Here is a 14,400-nt window from a genome sequence, read left to right as displayed (position 1 = left end):
GCGGCCCGCCCCTCTCCCACGCTTCTGGAAGACACAACACACCTCATGCTGAGGTGCTGCGCAGCAGCCTCGAAGCACTCCCGAGGGTCAATCCAAGTGAAGGCCGTCTTGGATGGGCTGTTGAGGGGTGCGTGCGGGCCTGCGGCCCACCAGAGGCTCCCTTTGGTCGCACCTCAGCATGAGGAGGTCGATTTGTTGCCATCTGCCGGCTATGATGCTTTGGCTCACCATCGCCAAACTGAATGAAAATCACGCCTCCCCGGCGAGCACCGCCGCCCAGATTCCCTCCCGGACGAGCCGGCGCATCGTCTCCCAGGCGGTCTCCACCACGGCCCGGGCCGCCGCCGAGAGCGGGCGCTCGGCCGGGTGGGCGAGGCAGACCTCGCGGCGGATCGGCGGATCGACGAGGCGCCAGCGCGTCAGAACCCCGCTCGCCACCGGCTGCTGCACGTTGGCCTCCGGCAGGATGCCGAAGCCCAGCCCCCGCACCGCCAGGAGCTTGAGCTGGGCGTAGGAATCGACCTCGATCTCGGGCGACAGGACGAGGTCGGCCTGCGTCGCCGCGGCGTCGATCACCGCGCGCAGGCCCTGGGCGGGACTCGGCAGCATCAGGGGAAGCGCGGCGGCCCGGCGGAGCGGGATCTCCTCCCCCTCCCCGGCCAGCACGCCCCGCAGAGCCGGCGCCCCGATCAGGCAGAGATCCTCGGTCAGGACGGGGCGGACGGTGAGGCCCCGCGGGTCGGCGACCCCGTAGACCACCGCGAGGTCGAGGTCGCCCTTGCGCAGCCAGTCGAGCACGAAGCCGCTCATCGCCTCGCGCACCCGCAGCTGGATCCCCGGGTAGCGGCTGCGCACCGCCTCGATCAGCGGCACGCCGAGAAGTTCGCTCACCGTGCCGGACAGCCCGAGATGCACGGTGCCGGAGGGCAGGTCATCCTCGCCCCGCACCACGTCGCGCATCGTGGCGAACTCGGCGATGATCGTGCGGGCGAGGGCGAGGAGCCGCGTGCCGGCCGGCGTCGGCAGGGCGCCGCGGCTGCCCCGGTGGAGCAGCACGACGCCCAGTTCCTCCTCCATGTTGCGCAGGTGCTGGCTCAGGGCCGGCTGCGCCACCCGGAGCGTCTGCGCCGCCCGCGACAGCGAGCCCTGCTCGACGATCGCCACGAAGTAGCGCAACTGGCGCAGATCCATGGCCCCTCCCCCGCCGCAGGCCGCAACCTTAGCGGGTCCGGCCGGGGAGGCGAAGCCGGGGATCACTCCGGCAGGGGCTTGCCGGCGGTCTCGGGGACGAACCACGGCACGATCAGCCCGATCACGTAGACGCTGCTCATGATCAGGGCCGCCCGGGAGACGCCCCCGAAGGAGGTCACGATCTGGCCGGCGATGATCGGGAAGACCCAGGCGATGAGCCGCGCCCCGTTGAACACGAAGCTCGCCGCCGTCGCCCGCACGGCCGGGGTGAACAATTCGACGAGGTAGATCGCCATCCAGCTGAAGGCGAAGCCGAGCGTGAAGGCGCCGTTGAGGAAGGCGATGACCATGAACGGGGCGAGGCCCCCGGTCCACAGATAGGCCAGCAGCGAGGTGGCGATCGAGCCCAGATAGGTGAGGAGCAGGAAGGGCCGCCGGCCCATCGCGTCGGCGACGAAGCCCGAGACCACGTAGGCCGAGATCGCCCCGATGTTGTAGATGATGCCCATGCGGGGCCCCCAGACGCCCGCGGGCTCGCCCGCCGCCTTGGCGAGCGCCTCGGTGTAGGCCGGGAGCCAGGACGACACCGCCCACCAGCCGACGGTGGTGGCGAAGGACATCGCGGTGGCGAGCAGCACGCGCCGCCGGCTCTCCGGCTCGCGGAAGATCTCCGCCAGGGTGAAGGGGCGCTGGGCGCTCGTGCGGGCGGCGCCGTGCTCGGCATCTTCCTCGGTGGCGGCCCAGCGCTGCTCCTTCAGCGCCGTCATCCAGCGCTCGGATTCCTCCAGCGCGCGGCGCAGGTAGAGGCAGACGAAGGCCGGGAGCGCGCCGAGCGCGAACATGATGCGCCAGCTCTCCGCGCCGAGCGGGTTGGTGGCGCTGAGCACCAGCCAGACGATCGCGGCGAGCACCGCGCCCGCGCCGAAGCCGGATTGCAGGAAGCCGCAGCCCTTCGGCCGCGCCTTGTTCGGCCAGGTCTCGGCGACGAGGGCGATGCCGGTGCTCCACTCGCTGCCGATGGCGATGCCGGTGATGAAGCGCAGGAGCGCGAGCGTGAAGAAGCTGTCCGCGAAGGCGGTGAGCCCCGTGAAGCTCGCGTAGCCGAGGATCGAGAGCATCATCATGCGCTTGCGGCCGATGTAGTCGGCCGCGATGCCGCCCAGCAGCCCGCCGATGCCCCAGCCGAGCAGCGTGATGCCGATCGCCGCGCCCACGTAGAAGGGCTTGGCCTGGGCCTGCTCGGGGGTGAGCAGGCTGGTGAGCGCCGGGCCGAGGGCGTAGACGAGGGCGACCGCCTCGTAGCCGTCGAAGATCCAGCCGAGATAGCTGCCCCAGAGGATGCGCCAGTGGCGCGGCGTGAGCCCCGCGTACCAGGGCGCGGCCGCGCCCTCCTGCGGCAGGGCGGTGGTGACGGACATGGCGTTCCTCCCTCGGGGGTTGTTTGAGCGTTGGTTGGTGTGGAGCGGGTGGCGCTGACGCGAACCCTCCCCCCTCTGCGGGGGAGGCTGGCGAACGGAGTGAGCCGGGAGAGGGGAACCACGCCTCACGATGGGGCGCCCTTCACTACCCTTCAGGTCGACCCGGCACCGGGGTTCCCCTCTCCCGCCCCGCTCCGCGGGGCACCCTCCCCCGCAGAGGGGGGAGGGTTAGGTCCGGTCGGCTCAAGCCGCCGACACCGCCGCGCAGGCCTCCGGCCGGCCCGAGAGCGCTGCGCGCACCCGTCCGCCCGACTGCCCGCCCGGGATCGCCGCGCCCTCCAGCGCGACGGGCATGAGCGCGTCGAGGTCGATGCCGGTCGGCACGCCCATGCGGGCGAACATCCAGGCCACGTCCTCGGTGGCGACGTTGCCGGTGGCGCCCGGCGCGAAGGGGCAGCCGCCGAGCCCCGCGAAGGAGGCGTCGAACACCCGCACGCCCTGCCCGTACGCCGCCATCACGTTGGCGAGGCCGAGCCCGTAGGTGTCGTGGGCGTGGAGCGCCCAGGCGCCGACCTGCGGGAAGCGCGCCCGCGCCGCCGCGACCAGGTCCGCGACGTGGGCGGGGTCGGCGCGACCGGTCGTGTCGCAGAGACAGATCTCGGCGTCGGGCCGGGCCGGTACCAGCCGGTCGAGGAGGGCGAGCGCCTTCTCCACCGGGATGCGGCCCTCGAAGGGGCAGTCGAAGGAGGTCGCGAGGTCGAGGCGCATCGCGACCGTCGCGGGGATCGCCGCGAGGAGCCGGGCGTATTCCTCGGCGGATTCCTCCGGCGACCGGCGCACGTTGTTGCGGTTGTGCGCCTCCGAGACCGAGAGCACGAAGACGAGCCGCTCGGCGCCCGCCGCCACCGCGTCGCGGCCCCGGCGCTCGCTCGGCACCAGCACCTGCGGCGCGAGGTCGGGGAAACGGCTGCAGGCGGCCAGGATCTCCGGCGTGTCGCGCATCTGCGGCAGGGCCGAGGCGCTCACGAAGGAGCCGATCTCGATCCGGGTGAGCCCCGCCCCGTGCAGGCGCTCCAGCAGGTCGAGCTTGCGCGCGGTGGGGATGAAGGGGCCGATGCCCTGGTAGCCGTCGCGCGGCCCCACCTCGACGATCGTGACGCTCTCCGTCATGCCACCACTCCCTCGGCGCGCAGGGTCTCGATCTCGGATGCGGAGAGGCCGAGGTCCCCGCTCAGGATCGCGTCGGTATGGGCGCCGATCGCCGGGCCGGCCCAGCGCACGGTGCCCGGATCGTCCGGCACGTGCGGGACGATGCCGGCCTGCAGGACGGTGCCGAAGGCCGGATCCTCCACCTCCCGCACCATGCCGCGGGCGCGGAACTGCGGGTCCGCGGCGATCTCGGCCGCCGTGTAGGCGATGGTGGCCGGCACGTCCGCCTCGGCGAGCATGCGGTCGAGGTCGGCGGCGCTGTGGCGCGCGGACCATTCGCCGATCAGGCGGTCGAGGGCCTCGACGTTCTGCACCCGCAGCCGGTTGCCCTGGAAGCGGGGATCGCGGGCGAGTTCGGGCTGGCCCATCAGCGCGGTCAGGCGCTCGAAGATCGGCTCGGAATTGCCCGCGATCAGGATCCAGCCGCCGTCGGCGGTCGGGTAGGCGGAGGACGGGGCGGCGGTGGGGATGCGGGCGCCGGCCGGCTGGCGCACGGTGCCGAACACGCCGTACTCGGGAAGCATGCCCTCCATCATCGAGAGCACGGATTCGGTGAGCGCCACGTCGAGGACGCGCCCGCGCCCGTCCCCGCCCTCGCGGCGGTCGCGGGCCCAGAGCGCCGCCACGACCCCGAAGGCCGCGTAGAGGCCGGCGATCGAGTCGCCGATCGAGACCCCGACCCGCACCGGCGGCAGGTCCGAGGTGCCGGCCGCCTGGTTGGTGAGGTAGCGCAGGCCCCCGATCGCCTCACCGATCACCCCGAAGGCGGCGCGGTCGCGGTAGAGCCCGTCCTGGCCGTAGCCGGAGATCTGCGCGATGACGAGGCCGGGGCGGGCCGCCTCCAGCTTGTCGCGGGTGAGCCCCATCTTGGCGAGCTGGCCGGGCCGGAAGTTCTCCACCAGCGCGTCGCAGCCGCGCACGAGGTCGAGGACGATCCCGACCGCCTTCGGATGCTTCAGGTTGAGGACGATGCTGCGCTTGTTGCGCGCGTGCATGGACCACCAGGGCGCGCCGGCGCCCTCGACCTGGCGGCCCCATTGCCGCACCGGGTCGCCGCCCGGCGGCTCGACCTTGATCACCTCGGCGCCGAGATCGGCCAGCAGCCGCGTGCAGAAGGGCGCCGCCACGAAGTGGCCGAGTTCGATGACCCGGAGGCCGGCGAGCGGGCCGGAGGCGGGGGACGGGGTCGCGGACATCGGGCGCGCTCCTTGATGGGATGGATCGGGGCTCAGGCGCTGGCGGCGAGGGGCGCGGTGCCGAGCCGCTCCCGCAGCCAGTTGATGACGCCGCCCTTCAGGAGCAGGTCGATCTGGCGGGGCGAGAGGTCGTGCCGCAGGCGAAGCGTGCGGGCGCCGTCGTTCACCCGCGCCGTGACGTCGGGGCCGGCCGCGAGCGCGGCCGCGATCCCGTCGATCGCCACGACGTCGCCCGGCTGGAGCGCGTCGTACTCCGCCGGATCCGCGAAGGCGAGCGGCAGGACGCCGAAATTGACGAGGTTCTGCCAGTGGATGCGCGCAAAGGCCTTGGCCAGCACCACCTGCAGGCCGAGGTAGCGGGGCGCCAGCGCCGCGTTCTCGCGGCTCGACCCCTGGCCGTAATTGGTGCCCGCCACGATGGCGTGGCCGCGCGTCTCGGCCTTGGCCCGCTCCGGGTAGGTCGGGTCGATCCCCTCGAAGGTGAACGTACTGGTCTTGGGGATGTTCGACCAGTAGGGCATCACCCGGGCGCCGGCCGCCATGATGTCGTCGGTCGAGATGTCGTCCCCGACCTTGAGCAGGACCGGCACCCGGATCGCGTCGCCGATGCGCCCGAGCTCGGGCAGCGTGGTGATGTTCGGGGTCTTCTCCAGGCGCGCGGCGCGGGCCTCGGCCGGGGGCAGCGGCGCCACCAGCATGGCGCGGTTCACCACCGGCGATTCCGGCTCGGCGACGGTCGGATGCGTGAGGCCGAGGCTGCGCGGATCGGTGATCACGCCGGTGAGCGCCGAGGCGGCGGCGGTCTCCGGGCTGCACAGGAAGACGCTGTCCTCGCGGGTGCCCGAGCGGCCGGGAAAGTTGCGCGGCACCGTGCGCAGGGAGTTGCGGCCCGAGGCCGGGGCCTGGCCCATGCCGATGCAGCCGTTGCAGCCCGCCTGGTGGATGCGCGCGCCCGCGTGGACGAGGTCCGAGAGTCGGCCGTCGCGGATCAGCGTCTCCAGCACCGCCCGGGAGGACGGGTTGATGTCGAGGGAGACCCGGTCGTGGACCTGGCGGCCCCGCACCATCTCGGCCACGACCGCGATGTCCCGGTAGCCCGGGTTGGCCGAGGAGCCGATGTAGGATTGATAGATCTCCTCGCCCGCAACCTCGCGCACCGGCACCACGTTGCCGGGGCTCGACGGCTTGGCGATCAGCGGCTCGAGGGTGGAGAGGTCGATCTCCTCGTGGAGATCGTAAGCCGCCCCCTCGTCGGCCGCGAGCGGCACGAAGTCCGCCTCGCGGCCCTGGCCGGCGAGGAAGCGGCGGGTCGCCTCGTCGGAGGGGAAGACGCTGGTTGTGGCGCCGAGCTCGGCGCCCATGTTGGCGATCACGTGCCGGTCCATGGCCGAGAGGCCGGCGAGGCCAGGGCCGTGATACTCGATGATGCGGCCGAACCCGCCCTCGACGCCGTGGCGGCGCAGCATCTCCAGGATCACGTCCTTGGCGCTGACGAAGGGCGGCAGGCTGCCGGTCAGGCGAACCCCCCAGACCCGCGGCATGCGCAGGTAGAGCGGCTCGCCCGCCATGGCGAGCGCCACCTCGACGCCGCCCGCCCCGAAGGCCAGCATGCCGAGGGAGCCGGCCGCGGGCGTGTGGCTGTCGGAACCGACCAGCACCTCCCCGGGCCTGCCGAAATTCTGCATGTGCACCGGGTGGCTGATGCCGTTGCCCGGCCGGCTGTACCAGACGCCGAAGCGGCGGCAGGCGCTGCGCAGGAACAGGTGCTCGTCCGCGTTGAGGTGGTCGTTCTGGACGAGGTTGTGGTCCACGTACTGGGCGGCGAGGCCGACCTTGACCCGCTCGATCCCCATCGCCTCCAGCTCGAGCATGACGAGCGTGCCGAGCACGTCCTGCAGCAGGGTCTGGTCGACCTTCAGGGCGATCTCCTCGCCCGGGACGGCGCGTCCCTCAACGAGGTGCGAGCGGATCAGCTTCTGCGCCAGGTTCGCAGCCACGGGCATCCCTCCCTCGCCCGCACGCGGCGGGCCATCGTCGCTCCAGGGCGCCGGGGCGCATGTCCGCGGGGCGGATCTGCAAGGAAGCGATCGATGCTTGAAGTAGAGCGCCTGAAACAGACAGGCAAGACAGTCGATTATTCAATTTACGTCTTGCGGGTATCGCTCGATCTTATGGCCATGACCGGAATTGCCACGCTCCGGCGGGGTGGACGCGGCGGATTCGCGCCGGGAGAGCGGCGCGCCGTCCGGATGAGCGGCAAGACCCGGCGCGGTCCCCAGGGGTTGGCCGGATGAAGCCGCGCGGGCCGTCGAAGCGGCGTGGGCCTCAAGAGGGGCGCGGTCCGACATTCGGGCGGCAGGCTCCCCAGAGGGGCCGATGAAAGCCCGGGCCGCGGCCGCTGGCGACCGGCGTCACCGCCGGGGCATCGCCGACGACGGCCCCGCGGCGAGCGGCAGGGCTCGGGCCGGAAGCGCGAGGCCGCCCGGGAAGGCGGCGAGCGCGGCGGCGCGACGAGGGGATGCGTCATCGGATCTCCTGTCGATCGGGGCGGCGGGCCCCGCTCCCAGGCGGGCGACCGCATGCACACATCTTTGGAGCCGGCTCATCAGCTGAACGCTTCTGGACGACACAACACTCCTCATGCTGAGGTGCGACCGAAGGGAGCCTCGAAGTACCCCAGAACAGACGGTCCAAGCAGGTCTTGTGTTGGATTTATGGCCAGGGGTGCTTCGAGGCTCCCTTCGGTCGCACCTCAGCATGAGGACGTGGATTTGTTGCCATCAGTCGGGTCTGATGCTGTACCTCGCTGTCGCTTGACGGGATGAGATCGACGGGTCTTCAGTCCGATCGGCGTCCATCGAGCCCTGCGATGCCATTCTGGCGATCACGCAGCGAATGCGGCTGAGCGATGACGGATCCGCTCGGAATCTGATCGAGAGGAACGATCAACCTCTTGATAAAAACAAATTTTCCAATGCTGTGTGCACACGGCAGCGCGTAGGGGCCTGTTCCTTTCACCCGTCACGCGCCTCCGCCGCGACAGGTGGGCCCACACCGGGCACGGCCGACGGCTCCTCGATCCCCCGGAGGGCGCACCCGACGGGTCAGGGCGCCGCCCGCGGCTTCACGCCGGGCTCCCCCGCCAGGATGCCGGTGACGAGGGGATTGAAGCTGGTCAGCCGCCGGTAATCCAGCGGTGCGCCCGGGACGCCCGGCCCGCCCTCGGCGATCCCCTCCTCCCCGCTCACCTCGATCCGGGTGCGGCCAAGCCCCTGGGCCTGCACCAGCCCGAACAGCATCCGGGCATTGCCGGGCGCCAGCCGGATGCAGCCGTGCGAGGCCGGGTGGCCGAGCCGGCCGACCGCGCGGCTGCCGTGGATCGCGTGGCCCGCCTCCGTGAAGAAGATCGAGAAGGGCATCGGCGCGTCGTCCCACTCCTTGGAATAATGCTCCCGCTCCATCCGGGACGGGGTGAACTGGCCCGTCGGCGTGGCGTAGCCCGCCGCCCCGGTCGAGACCGGCCAGGCGTAGCGCTCCTGCCCGTCCACCGTGACCGTCATGCGCTGGGCCGCCTTGTCGACCGTCACCAGCAGGTCGGCGAAGGCCGGACCCGCCGCCAGCCACAGGCACGAAGCCGCCAGGATTGCCCTCGGTCCCATGGTCGAATCCTCCGTCGGCCGCGCCCCTCCGGACGCCGACCGCGCAAGGTCAAGGTTCCCCGTCGCGCCGCGCGGGTCAAGCCGGCGGGCCGATCTGGACCATTGTCCGCCTTTGTGGAGGGCCCGGCCCTGTGGTGTGACTCCGTCCAACCTCAGTCTTCGCCCCGTGAAGGAGGGGGCGGTCAAGGCGGTACGGCAAGATCGACACCGTTCGTTGGACGGAATGGCTCGCATGACTTGATCGGCCCGGGTGAAATCCTGACCAGGCCCGGTCGAACCGGACGATCCGGTGATGCGACCGATTGACAGCGGCGGCGCGCTCGGACCACACTCTGTTGGTATACCGTCGACCTACGGGCGGAGACGCGGCGAACGCCCGGGGACCGGCGTTCCCCGGACAGGTTGGTGCCGACGCGCGGACGCGAGAGCCGCCGCGGTGCGTGAGACGACCTTCGACGCTGGAACGACCAGGAGAGAGACGCCCATGTCCACGACAGGAGGCACGGCCCCGGGGGGCCGCTGGCTGCAGCTCACCTTCGGGGTGATCGGCATGTGCATGATCGCCAACATGCAGTACGGCTGGACCTTCTTCGTCAACCCGATGCAGGAGCGGCACGGCTGGGAGCGGGCGGCGATCCAGGTCGCCTTCACGCTGTTCGTGGTCACCGAGACCTGGCTGGTGCCGATCGAGGGCTGGTTCGTGGACAAGTACGGTCCGCGGATCGTCACGCTGATCGGCGGCGCGCTCTGCGCCATCGCCTGGGTGATCAACTCCTCCGCGACCTCGCTGACGGTGCTCTACGTCGCGGCCGCGATCGGCGGCACCGGGGCGGGGGCGGTCTACGGCACCTGCGTGGGCAATTCCCTGAAGTGGTTCCCGGACCGGCGCGGGCTGGCGGCCGGCATCACCGCGATGGGGTTCGGCGCCGGCTCGGCCCTCACCGTGGTGCCGATCCAGTGGATGATCCGCACCCAGGGCTACGAGCAGGCCTTCTTCGTCTTCGGCATCGGCCAGGGCCTCGTCGTCTGCCTGCTCGCCCTGTTCCTGGTCGCACCCGCCAAGGGTGCGGTGCCGGTGGTGGCCCGCGTCAGCCAGAGCCGGCGCGACTACACGCCGGGCGAGATGGTGCGCACCCCGATCTTCTGGGTCATGTACGCGATGTTCGTCATGATGGCGGCGGGCGGCCTGATGGCCACGGCCCAGCTCGGCCCGATCGCCAAGGACTTCAGGATCGCCGACGTGCCGGTGAGCCTGCTCGGCGTCACCCTGCCGGCGCTCACCTTCGCGGCCACCCTGGACCGGGTGCTCAACGGCGTGACGCGGCCGTTCTTCGGCTGGGTCTCCGACCATATCGGTCGGGAGAACACCATGTTCCTGTCCTTCGCCATCGAGGGGCTGGGGATCTACGCGCTCAGCGTGTTCGGCAGCGACCCGGTCGCCTTCGTGGTGCTGACCGGCCTCGTGTTCTTCGCCTGGGGCGAGATCTACTCGCTGTTCCCGGCCACCTGCGGCGACACCTTCGGCACGAAGTACGCGGCGACGAATGCGGGGCTCCTCTACACCGCGAAGGGCACCGCCGCGCTCATCGTGCCCTACACGAGTGTGCTCACCACCTGGACCGGGAGCTGGCACGCGGTGTTCCTGGCGGCGGCCGCCCTCAATATCGTGGCGGCCCTGATGGCGCTCCTCGTGCTCAAGCCGATGCGGGCCGCCTACACCAAGACCGCCGCCGTGCTGACGCCGGCCCCGGCCGCCTGAGCCGCCCGCGGACCACGACGGGCCGACCGGCGCGCGCTGCGGGCCGGCGGCCCGGATCCGGGCCACGACCCCGAACGGGCGGGCCGCAACGGGAGGAAGTCGCCATGGACAAGCATCTCTCCGTCCTCAACTGCCCGGTGGCCGCCGAGGGCGAGGACGAGGCCTCGGCCGCGAGCCGCAGCCTCCTGCCGTCCCTCGGCATCACGCCGGGCCTGCTCACCCGGCACCTGCGGGTGCGCGACGGCAACCTCCTGTGCATCTGCATCTGGGAGAGCGCCGCCGCCTGCCGGGCCTATTTCAGCCAGGCGTGGCACGCCCGCGCCACCGGCCTGTTCGTGCAGGGCTACGACCTGCGCATCAGCCCCTGCGACGAGGCGAGCGCCGCCTGATCCCCCTCCCCTCCTCCGGCGGCCCACCCGCCCGGGACGCGCGTCCCGCCGGAGGAGCCATGCAGGGGCGGAATACCCTGGTTGTGGTGTCTGGTATACCAAGCTGCGGCGCACCACGGCATATGTGCGTTGCACCATCGTTCGGCCCCGCGGCCGGACGCCGTACCAGGACCCGCCCGATGATCCTCTCCGCCCTGTTCCTGCTCGCCGCCCTGATCGGCATCCAGGCGATCCTCGTGGTGAGGCTCGCCGACCGGCTGACGCCCGCCGCCGACGGCCGCGATGCCGCCCCCCGCGCCGCCGCCCCGGCGCACGGCCGCTACGCCAGCCTCGCCTGAGGGAAGCAGCGCGGAGCTTGTCTCCGCGCGGAGGCGCCGGCCGGCAGGGTCTCGCGCGCCGCTCCGAAGATGCGCGGAGGTTCGGCCGGGTGAACCGGCCCTCCGCCGAGCCGGTGACCCTCGGTCCGGTGGACCGGTCTGCCATATCGTCTCGCTGGCATGCCACGGTCGTCTGCTTTATGAGATCGTCTGCCGTCCCGCCTTCCGGGATGGCCGGAGGGCCGGAGTGGCGCCGGCCGCGGCAAGCGTCAGGTGCAGGCGATGGCAAGCGACAAGAGTTTCGCCGTTAAACCGATCGTGACGAATTCGAGCCTGCGCACCCTGGCGTACGAGGCTCTGAAATCGGCCATCACGAACATGGACATCTACAGCAGCGGCGAGGAGATCCGGCTCGACGAGCGCAAGCTCTCGCAGGATCTCGGGGTCAGCCGCACGCCGGTGCGCGAGGCGCTCACGGTGCTGGAGCAGGAGGGCTTCGTCCGCTCGGAGCCGCGCCGCGGGGTCTTCATCGTCCGCAAGACGAAGCGGGAGATCCTCGGGATGATCCACGCCTGGGCGGGGCTTGAGAGCATGGCAGCCCGTCTCGCCTGCGCGCGCGCCTCGGACGAGGATCTGCGGGCCCTGCGCACCGCCTTCCCGGAATTCTTCCAGGACGCCCGGTCGGAGCACCTCACCGAGTATTCCGACGCCAACATCCGCTTCCACCAGACGATCATCGCGCTCGGCCGCTGCGAGGTGATCGAGAGCCTCGCCAGCAACCTGCTCATCCACGTGCGGGGCATCCGCAACATCGCCCTGACGCAGGGCGACCGGGCCAAGACCTCGATCGAGGAGCACCGCCGCATCATCGCGGCCCTGGAGGCGCGGGACGCGGCCCTGGCCGAGCGCCTCGTGCGCGACCACGCGCTGGGCCTCGCCGAGCATGTCGAGCGCTACGGCGACTTCCTGGAGTGACTCACGATCGGGACGCGTCCACGCGCGGCGCTCGCGATCGCGGATCGGCGAACGAAGCCGGGAGCCCCGCCGTGACGGCCTCCCCCGCGCGCCCGTGTGATCGTTAGGTCATCCTTAGCGCGCTGCCCTTACGATATCGCGAGGACCTGACGGAGATCTTCCTTGCGACTCTCGACCATGATCGTGCTCGGTATGGCGTCCGTCAGCGTCATCTGCGGGATCCTGACGGGTCGCGTGCTGCTGAACGAGTGGGAGATCTCCCGGAGCCACCTCGCCGCGCGGCAGGGCGCGGCGGTGACGCGGGCGATCCTCGCCGCCTCGACACAGATATCCGCGGAGCGCGGCCCCACCAACGGGGCGCTCGGCGCCGAGGTCCCGCTCCCCGAAGCGACCCGGACGATCCTGGCCGACCAGCGCGCGCGGACGGATGCGGCGCTCGCCCGTGCGACACGCGATGCAGCGGACCTGCCGCGGCGCTGGCGGGATCGCGCCACTCGGTCCCTCGACGCCGCCGCGGGAAGCCTGGCCGAGGCGCGCCGGAGCGCCGATGCTCTCCTCGACCGGCCGCGCGCCGCGCGCCGCGCGGAGGAGGTCGCGGCGGTGGTCGACGCGATGATCCGCGCGATCCCGGCCCTGGACGGAGCGCTCGACGCGACCGACGACATGGCCACGAGCGCCGTCTCGGGGCTCGGCGCCTGGCTGACGATCGTGCGAACCGCGACCGAGTTGCGCGACTACGCGGGCCGGGTCGGGTCGGTCCTCACGCCGGCCCTCGTCGCCGGCAGGCCGATGACGCTGGCGGAGATCCGCCGCTACGAGCGGCTGAGCGGCGAGGTCGAGGCGCAGCTGCGCGAGCTCATGCTCGCCCGCGGCAAGCTCGGGGGCGACCCGCGGATCGACAGCCTGATCGGCGAGGTGAGCGACCGCTACTTCGATCAGGGGCGCAATCTCCTGGCGCGGATCGTCCAGGACAGCACAGACGGGCGGGCACCCGGTCTCACGGTCCAGGACTTCGTCGGACAATACGTGCCCGCGATGGGTGCCCTGGTGGCGTTCCGCGACGCGTTCCTCACCCACTTGGACGAGCATGTCGACGGGCGCATCGGCGCGTCCCGGTCGGAGCTGGTCTGGAACCTTCTCGGCGGCCTCGCGGGGCTCGTCCTCTGCCTGATGGTGAGCGTGGTCTGCGTGCGCCAGGTCTCGACGCCGATGCGGCGCATGGCCGTCGCCATGGCCCGGATCTCGACCGGGGAGACGGAGGTGGCGATCCCGGGCGCGGCGCAGGGGACCGAGCTCGGCGAGATGGCAGCGGCCGTCGAAGTCTTCCGGCAGGGTCTGATCCGCAACCGGGCGCTGGAGGCCGAGGCCGCGAGGACGCGGGGCGAGGCCGAGGCGCAGCGGCGGCAGGCGATGCGCGCGATGGCGGACGGCTTCGAGCAGGCGGTGGGCGGCATCCTCGGCTCCGTCGCATCCGCCGCCACCGACCTGCGGTCCACCGCCGAGGCCATGGCCCACACGGCCGGGGATGCGACGGGCCGTTCGGCGGATGCGACGGCGGCGGCCGAGCGCGCCGCCGCGAATGTCGCGACGGTGGCGGCGGCGGCCGAGGAGATGGGGGCCTCGGTGGAGGAGATCGGCCGGCAGGTCGAAGGCTCGGCGAACCTCGCCCAGGCGGCGGTGACGGCGGCCGGCGAGACCGGAGCCCTGGTGCAGGACCTCACCGCTGCGGCCACCCGCATCGACGACGTGGTGGGGCTGATCTCCTCGATCGCCGGTCAGACGAACCTGCTCGCGCTCAATGCCACGATCGAGGCGGCGCGGGCGGGCGAGGCCGGCCGCGGCTTCGCGGTCGTCGCCGCGGAGGTCAAGGCCCTCGCCTCCAAGACCGGCAAGGCCACCGAGGAGATCACCGACCAGGTTGCGGCGATCCGGGCCTCGACCGGCCGCGCGGTCGGGGCGATCCGCGGAATCACCACGCGCATCGAGGAGATGAACGCCGTGGCGACCACGATCGCGGCGACGGTGGAGGAGCAGGGCGCGGCGACCCGGGAGATCGTCCGCAACGTCGCGCAGGCCGCCGCCGGCACGGGCGCCGTGAAGGACAATATTGCGGGAGCCGCGAACGCGGCCGCCGCGGCGGGCGCGGCGGCGGGCCGGGTGCTCGACGCGGCGGCCAACCTGTCGGGACAGTCCGAGTACCTGCGCGAGGAGGTTGGACGGTTCCTCTCCGGCGTGCGGGCCGCCTGAGGATCGCGGGCGCCGCCACGTGATCCCGCGGCGAGCCCCG

At 72.1% G+C, this 14,400-nt stretch carries 12 protein-coding genes; 6 read left to right on the top strand and 6 right to left on the bottom strand.

All coding sequences use genetic code 11. The features are described from left to right. Positions 1-249: 249 nt before the first annotated feature. From ACW9J6_RS28080 to ACW9J6_RS28060, 5 genes are all read right to left on the bottom strand, one after another. Entirely contained in the window at positions 250-1,191 is a 942-nt protein-coding gene (locus ACW9J6_RS28080) for a LysR family transcriptional regulator (RefSeq protein WP_457119640.1), read from the bottom strand. 62 nt (positions 1,192-1,253) lie between these two features. Further along, entirely contained in the window at positions 1,254-2,609 is a 1,356-nt protein-coding gene (locus ACW9J6_RS28075; RefSeq protein ID WP_457119639.1) for an MFS transporter, read from the bottom strand. A gap of 243 nt (positions 2,610-2,852) precedes the next feature. Next, positions 2,853-3,779, bottom strand: coding sequence for a hydroxymethylglutaryl-CoA lyase (locus tag ACW9J6_RS28070; protein ID WP_457119638.1), 927 nt, complete (start codon positions 3,777-3,779; stop codon positions 2,853-2,855). Next, positions 3,776-5,014, bottom strand: a complete 1,239-nt coding sequence (locus tag ACW9J6_RS28065; RefSeq protein ID WP_457119637.1) for a CaiB/BaiF CoA transferase family protein — start codon at positions 5,012-5,014, stop codon at positions 3,776-3,778. Before ACW9J6_RS28065 ends, ACW9J6_RS28070 begins: the two co-directional genes overlap by 4 nt. A gap of 32 nt (positions 5,015-5,046) precedes the next feature. Then, positions 5,047-7,017: an aconitate hydratase gene (locus ACW9J6_RS28060; protein ID WP_457119636.1), complete on the bottom strand. Its 1,971-nt coding sequence runs from the start codon at positions 7,015-7,017 to the stop codon at positions 5,047-5,049. Between the two features lie 87 nt (positions 7,018-7,104). Here ACW9J6_RS28060 and ACW9J6_RS28055 point away from each other — a divergent pair, with 87 nt between their 5' ends. Further along, positions 7,105-7,308, top strand: coding sequence for a hypothetical protein (locus tag ACW9J6_RS28055; protein ID WP_457119635.1), 204 nt, complete (start codon positions 7,105-7,107; stop codon positions 7,306-7,308). A gap of 810 nt (positions 7,309-8,118) precedes the next feature. On the opposite strand, the gene ACW9J6_RS28050 is transcribed toward ACW9J6_RS28055, so the two are convergent. After that, positions 8,119-8,673 (bottom strand): L,D-transpeptidase, encoded by a 555-nt coding sequence (locus tag ACW9J6_RS28050; RefSeq protein ID WP_457119634.1) that lies wholly within the window; start codon positions 8,671-8,673, stop codon positions 8,119-8,121. A 484-nt stretch (positions 8,674-9,157) separates the two neighbouring features. On the opposite strand from ACW9J6_RS28050, the gene oxlT reads away from it, so the two are divergent. The 5 genes from oxlT to ACW9J6_RS28025 all read left to right on the top strand — a co-directional run bounded on the left by oxlT (position 9,158) and on the right by ACW9J6_RS28025 (position 14,360). Then, positions 9,158-10,432: an oxalate/formate MFS antiporter gene (gene oxlT, locus ACW9J6_RS28045; protein WP_457119633.1), complete on the top strand. Its 1,275-nt coding sequence runs from the start codon at positions 9,158-9,160 to the stop codon at positions 10,430-10,432. A gap of 104 nt (positions 10,433-10,536) precedes the next feature. After that, positions 10,537-10,821 carry a hypothetical protein gene (locus tag ACW9J6_RS28040; protein WP_457119632.1) on the top strand — a complete coding sequence of 95 codons (285 nt, stop codon included), beginning with the start codon at positions 10,537-10,539 and terminating at the stop codon, positions 10,819-10,821. Positions 10,822-11,000: 179 nt separating this feature from the next. Further along, positions 11,001-11,159 (top strand): hypothetical protein, encoded by a 159-nt coding sequence (locus ACW9J6_RS28035; protein ID WP_457119631.1) that lies wholly within the window; start codon positions 11,001-11,003, stop codon positions 11,157-11,159. 261 nt (positions 11,160-11,420) lie between these two features. After that, positions 11,421-12,113, top strand: coding sequence for a GntR family transcriptional regulator (locus ACW9J6_RS28030; RefSeq protein WP_457119630.1), 693 nt, complete (start codon positions 11,421-11,423; stop codon positions 12,111-12,113). A 162-nt stretch (positions 12,114-12,275) separates the two neighbouring features. Then, positions 12,276-14,360: a methyl-accepting chemotaxis protein gene (locus ACW9J6_RS28025; protein ID WP_457119629.1), complete on the top strand. Its 2,085-nt coding sequence runs from the start codon at positions 12,276-12,278 to the stop codon at positions 14,358-14,360. Positions 14,361-14,400: the final 40 nt, after the last annotated feature.

This window comes from Methylobacterium sp. JK268, assembly GCF_054052225.1.
The sequence above is the reverse complement of the archived record's forward strand: the minus strand, read 5'-3'. Positions and strand labels throughout refer to the sequence as shown.

What these genes read in the sequence shown, in the direction of transcription:
- ACW9J6_RS28080 (WP_457119640.1), bottom strand. Translation starts at nt 1,191, where the DNA reads ATGGATCTGCGCCAGTTGCGCTACTTCGTGGCGATCGTCGAGCAGGGC.
- ACW9J6_RS28075 (WP_457119639.1), bottom strand. Translation starts at nt 2,609, where the DNA reads ATGTCCGTCACCACCGCCCTGCCGCAGGAGGGCGCGGCCGCGCCCTGG.
- ACW9J6_RS28070 (WP_457119638.1), bottom strand. Translation starts at nt 3,779, where the DNA reads ATGACGGAGAGCGTCACGATCGTCGAGGTGGGGCCGCGCGACGGCTAC.
- ACW9J6_RS28065 (WP_457119637.1), bottom strand. Translation starts at nt 5,014, where the DNA reads ATGTCCGCGACCCCGTCCCCCGCCTCCGGCCCGCTCGCCGGCCTCCGG.
- ACW9J6_RS28060 (WP_457119636.1), bottom strand. Translation starts at nt 7,017, where the DNA reads ATGCCCGTGGCTGCGAACCTGGCGCAGAAGCTGATCCGCTCGCACCTC.
- ACW9J6_RS28055 (WP_457119635.1), top strand. Translation starts at nt 7,105, where the DNA reads ATGCTTGAAGTAGAGCGCCTGAAACAGACAGGCAAGACAGTCGATTAT.
- ACW9J6_RS28050 (WP_457119634.1), bottom strand. Translation starts at nt 8,673, where the DNA reads ATGGGACCGAGGGCAATCCTGGCGGCTTCGTGCCTGTGGCTGGCGGCG.
- oxlT (WP_457119633.1), top strand. Translation starts at nt 9,158, where the DNA reads ATGTCCACGACAGGAGGCACGGCCCCGGGGGGCCGCTGGCTGCAGCTC.
- ACW9J6_RS28040 (WP_457119632.1), top strand. Translation starts at nt 10,537, where the DNA reads ATGGACAAGCATCTCTCCGTCCTCAACTGCCCGGTGGCCGCCGAGGGC.
- ACW9J6_RS28035 (WP_457119631.1), top strand. Translation starts at nt 11,001, where the DNA reads ATGATCCTCTCCGCCCTGTTCCTGCTCGCCGCCCTGATCGGCATCCAG.
- ACW9J6_RS28030 (WP_457119630.1), top strand. Translation starts at nt 11,421, where the DNA reads ATGGCAAGCGACAAGAGTTTCGCCGTTAAACCGATCGTGACGAATTCG.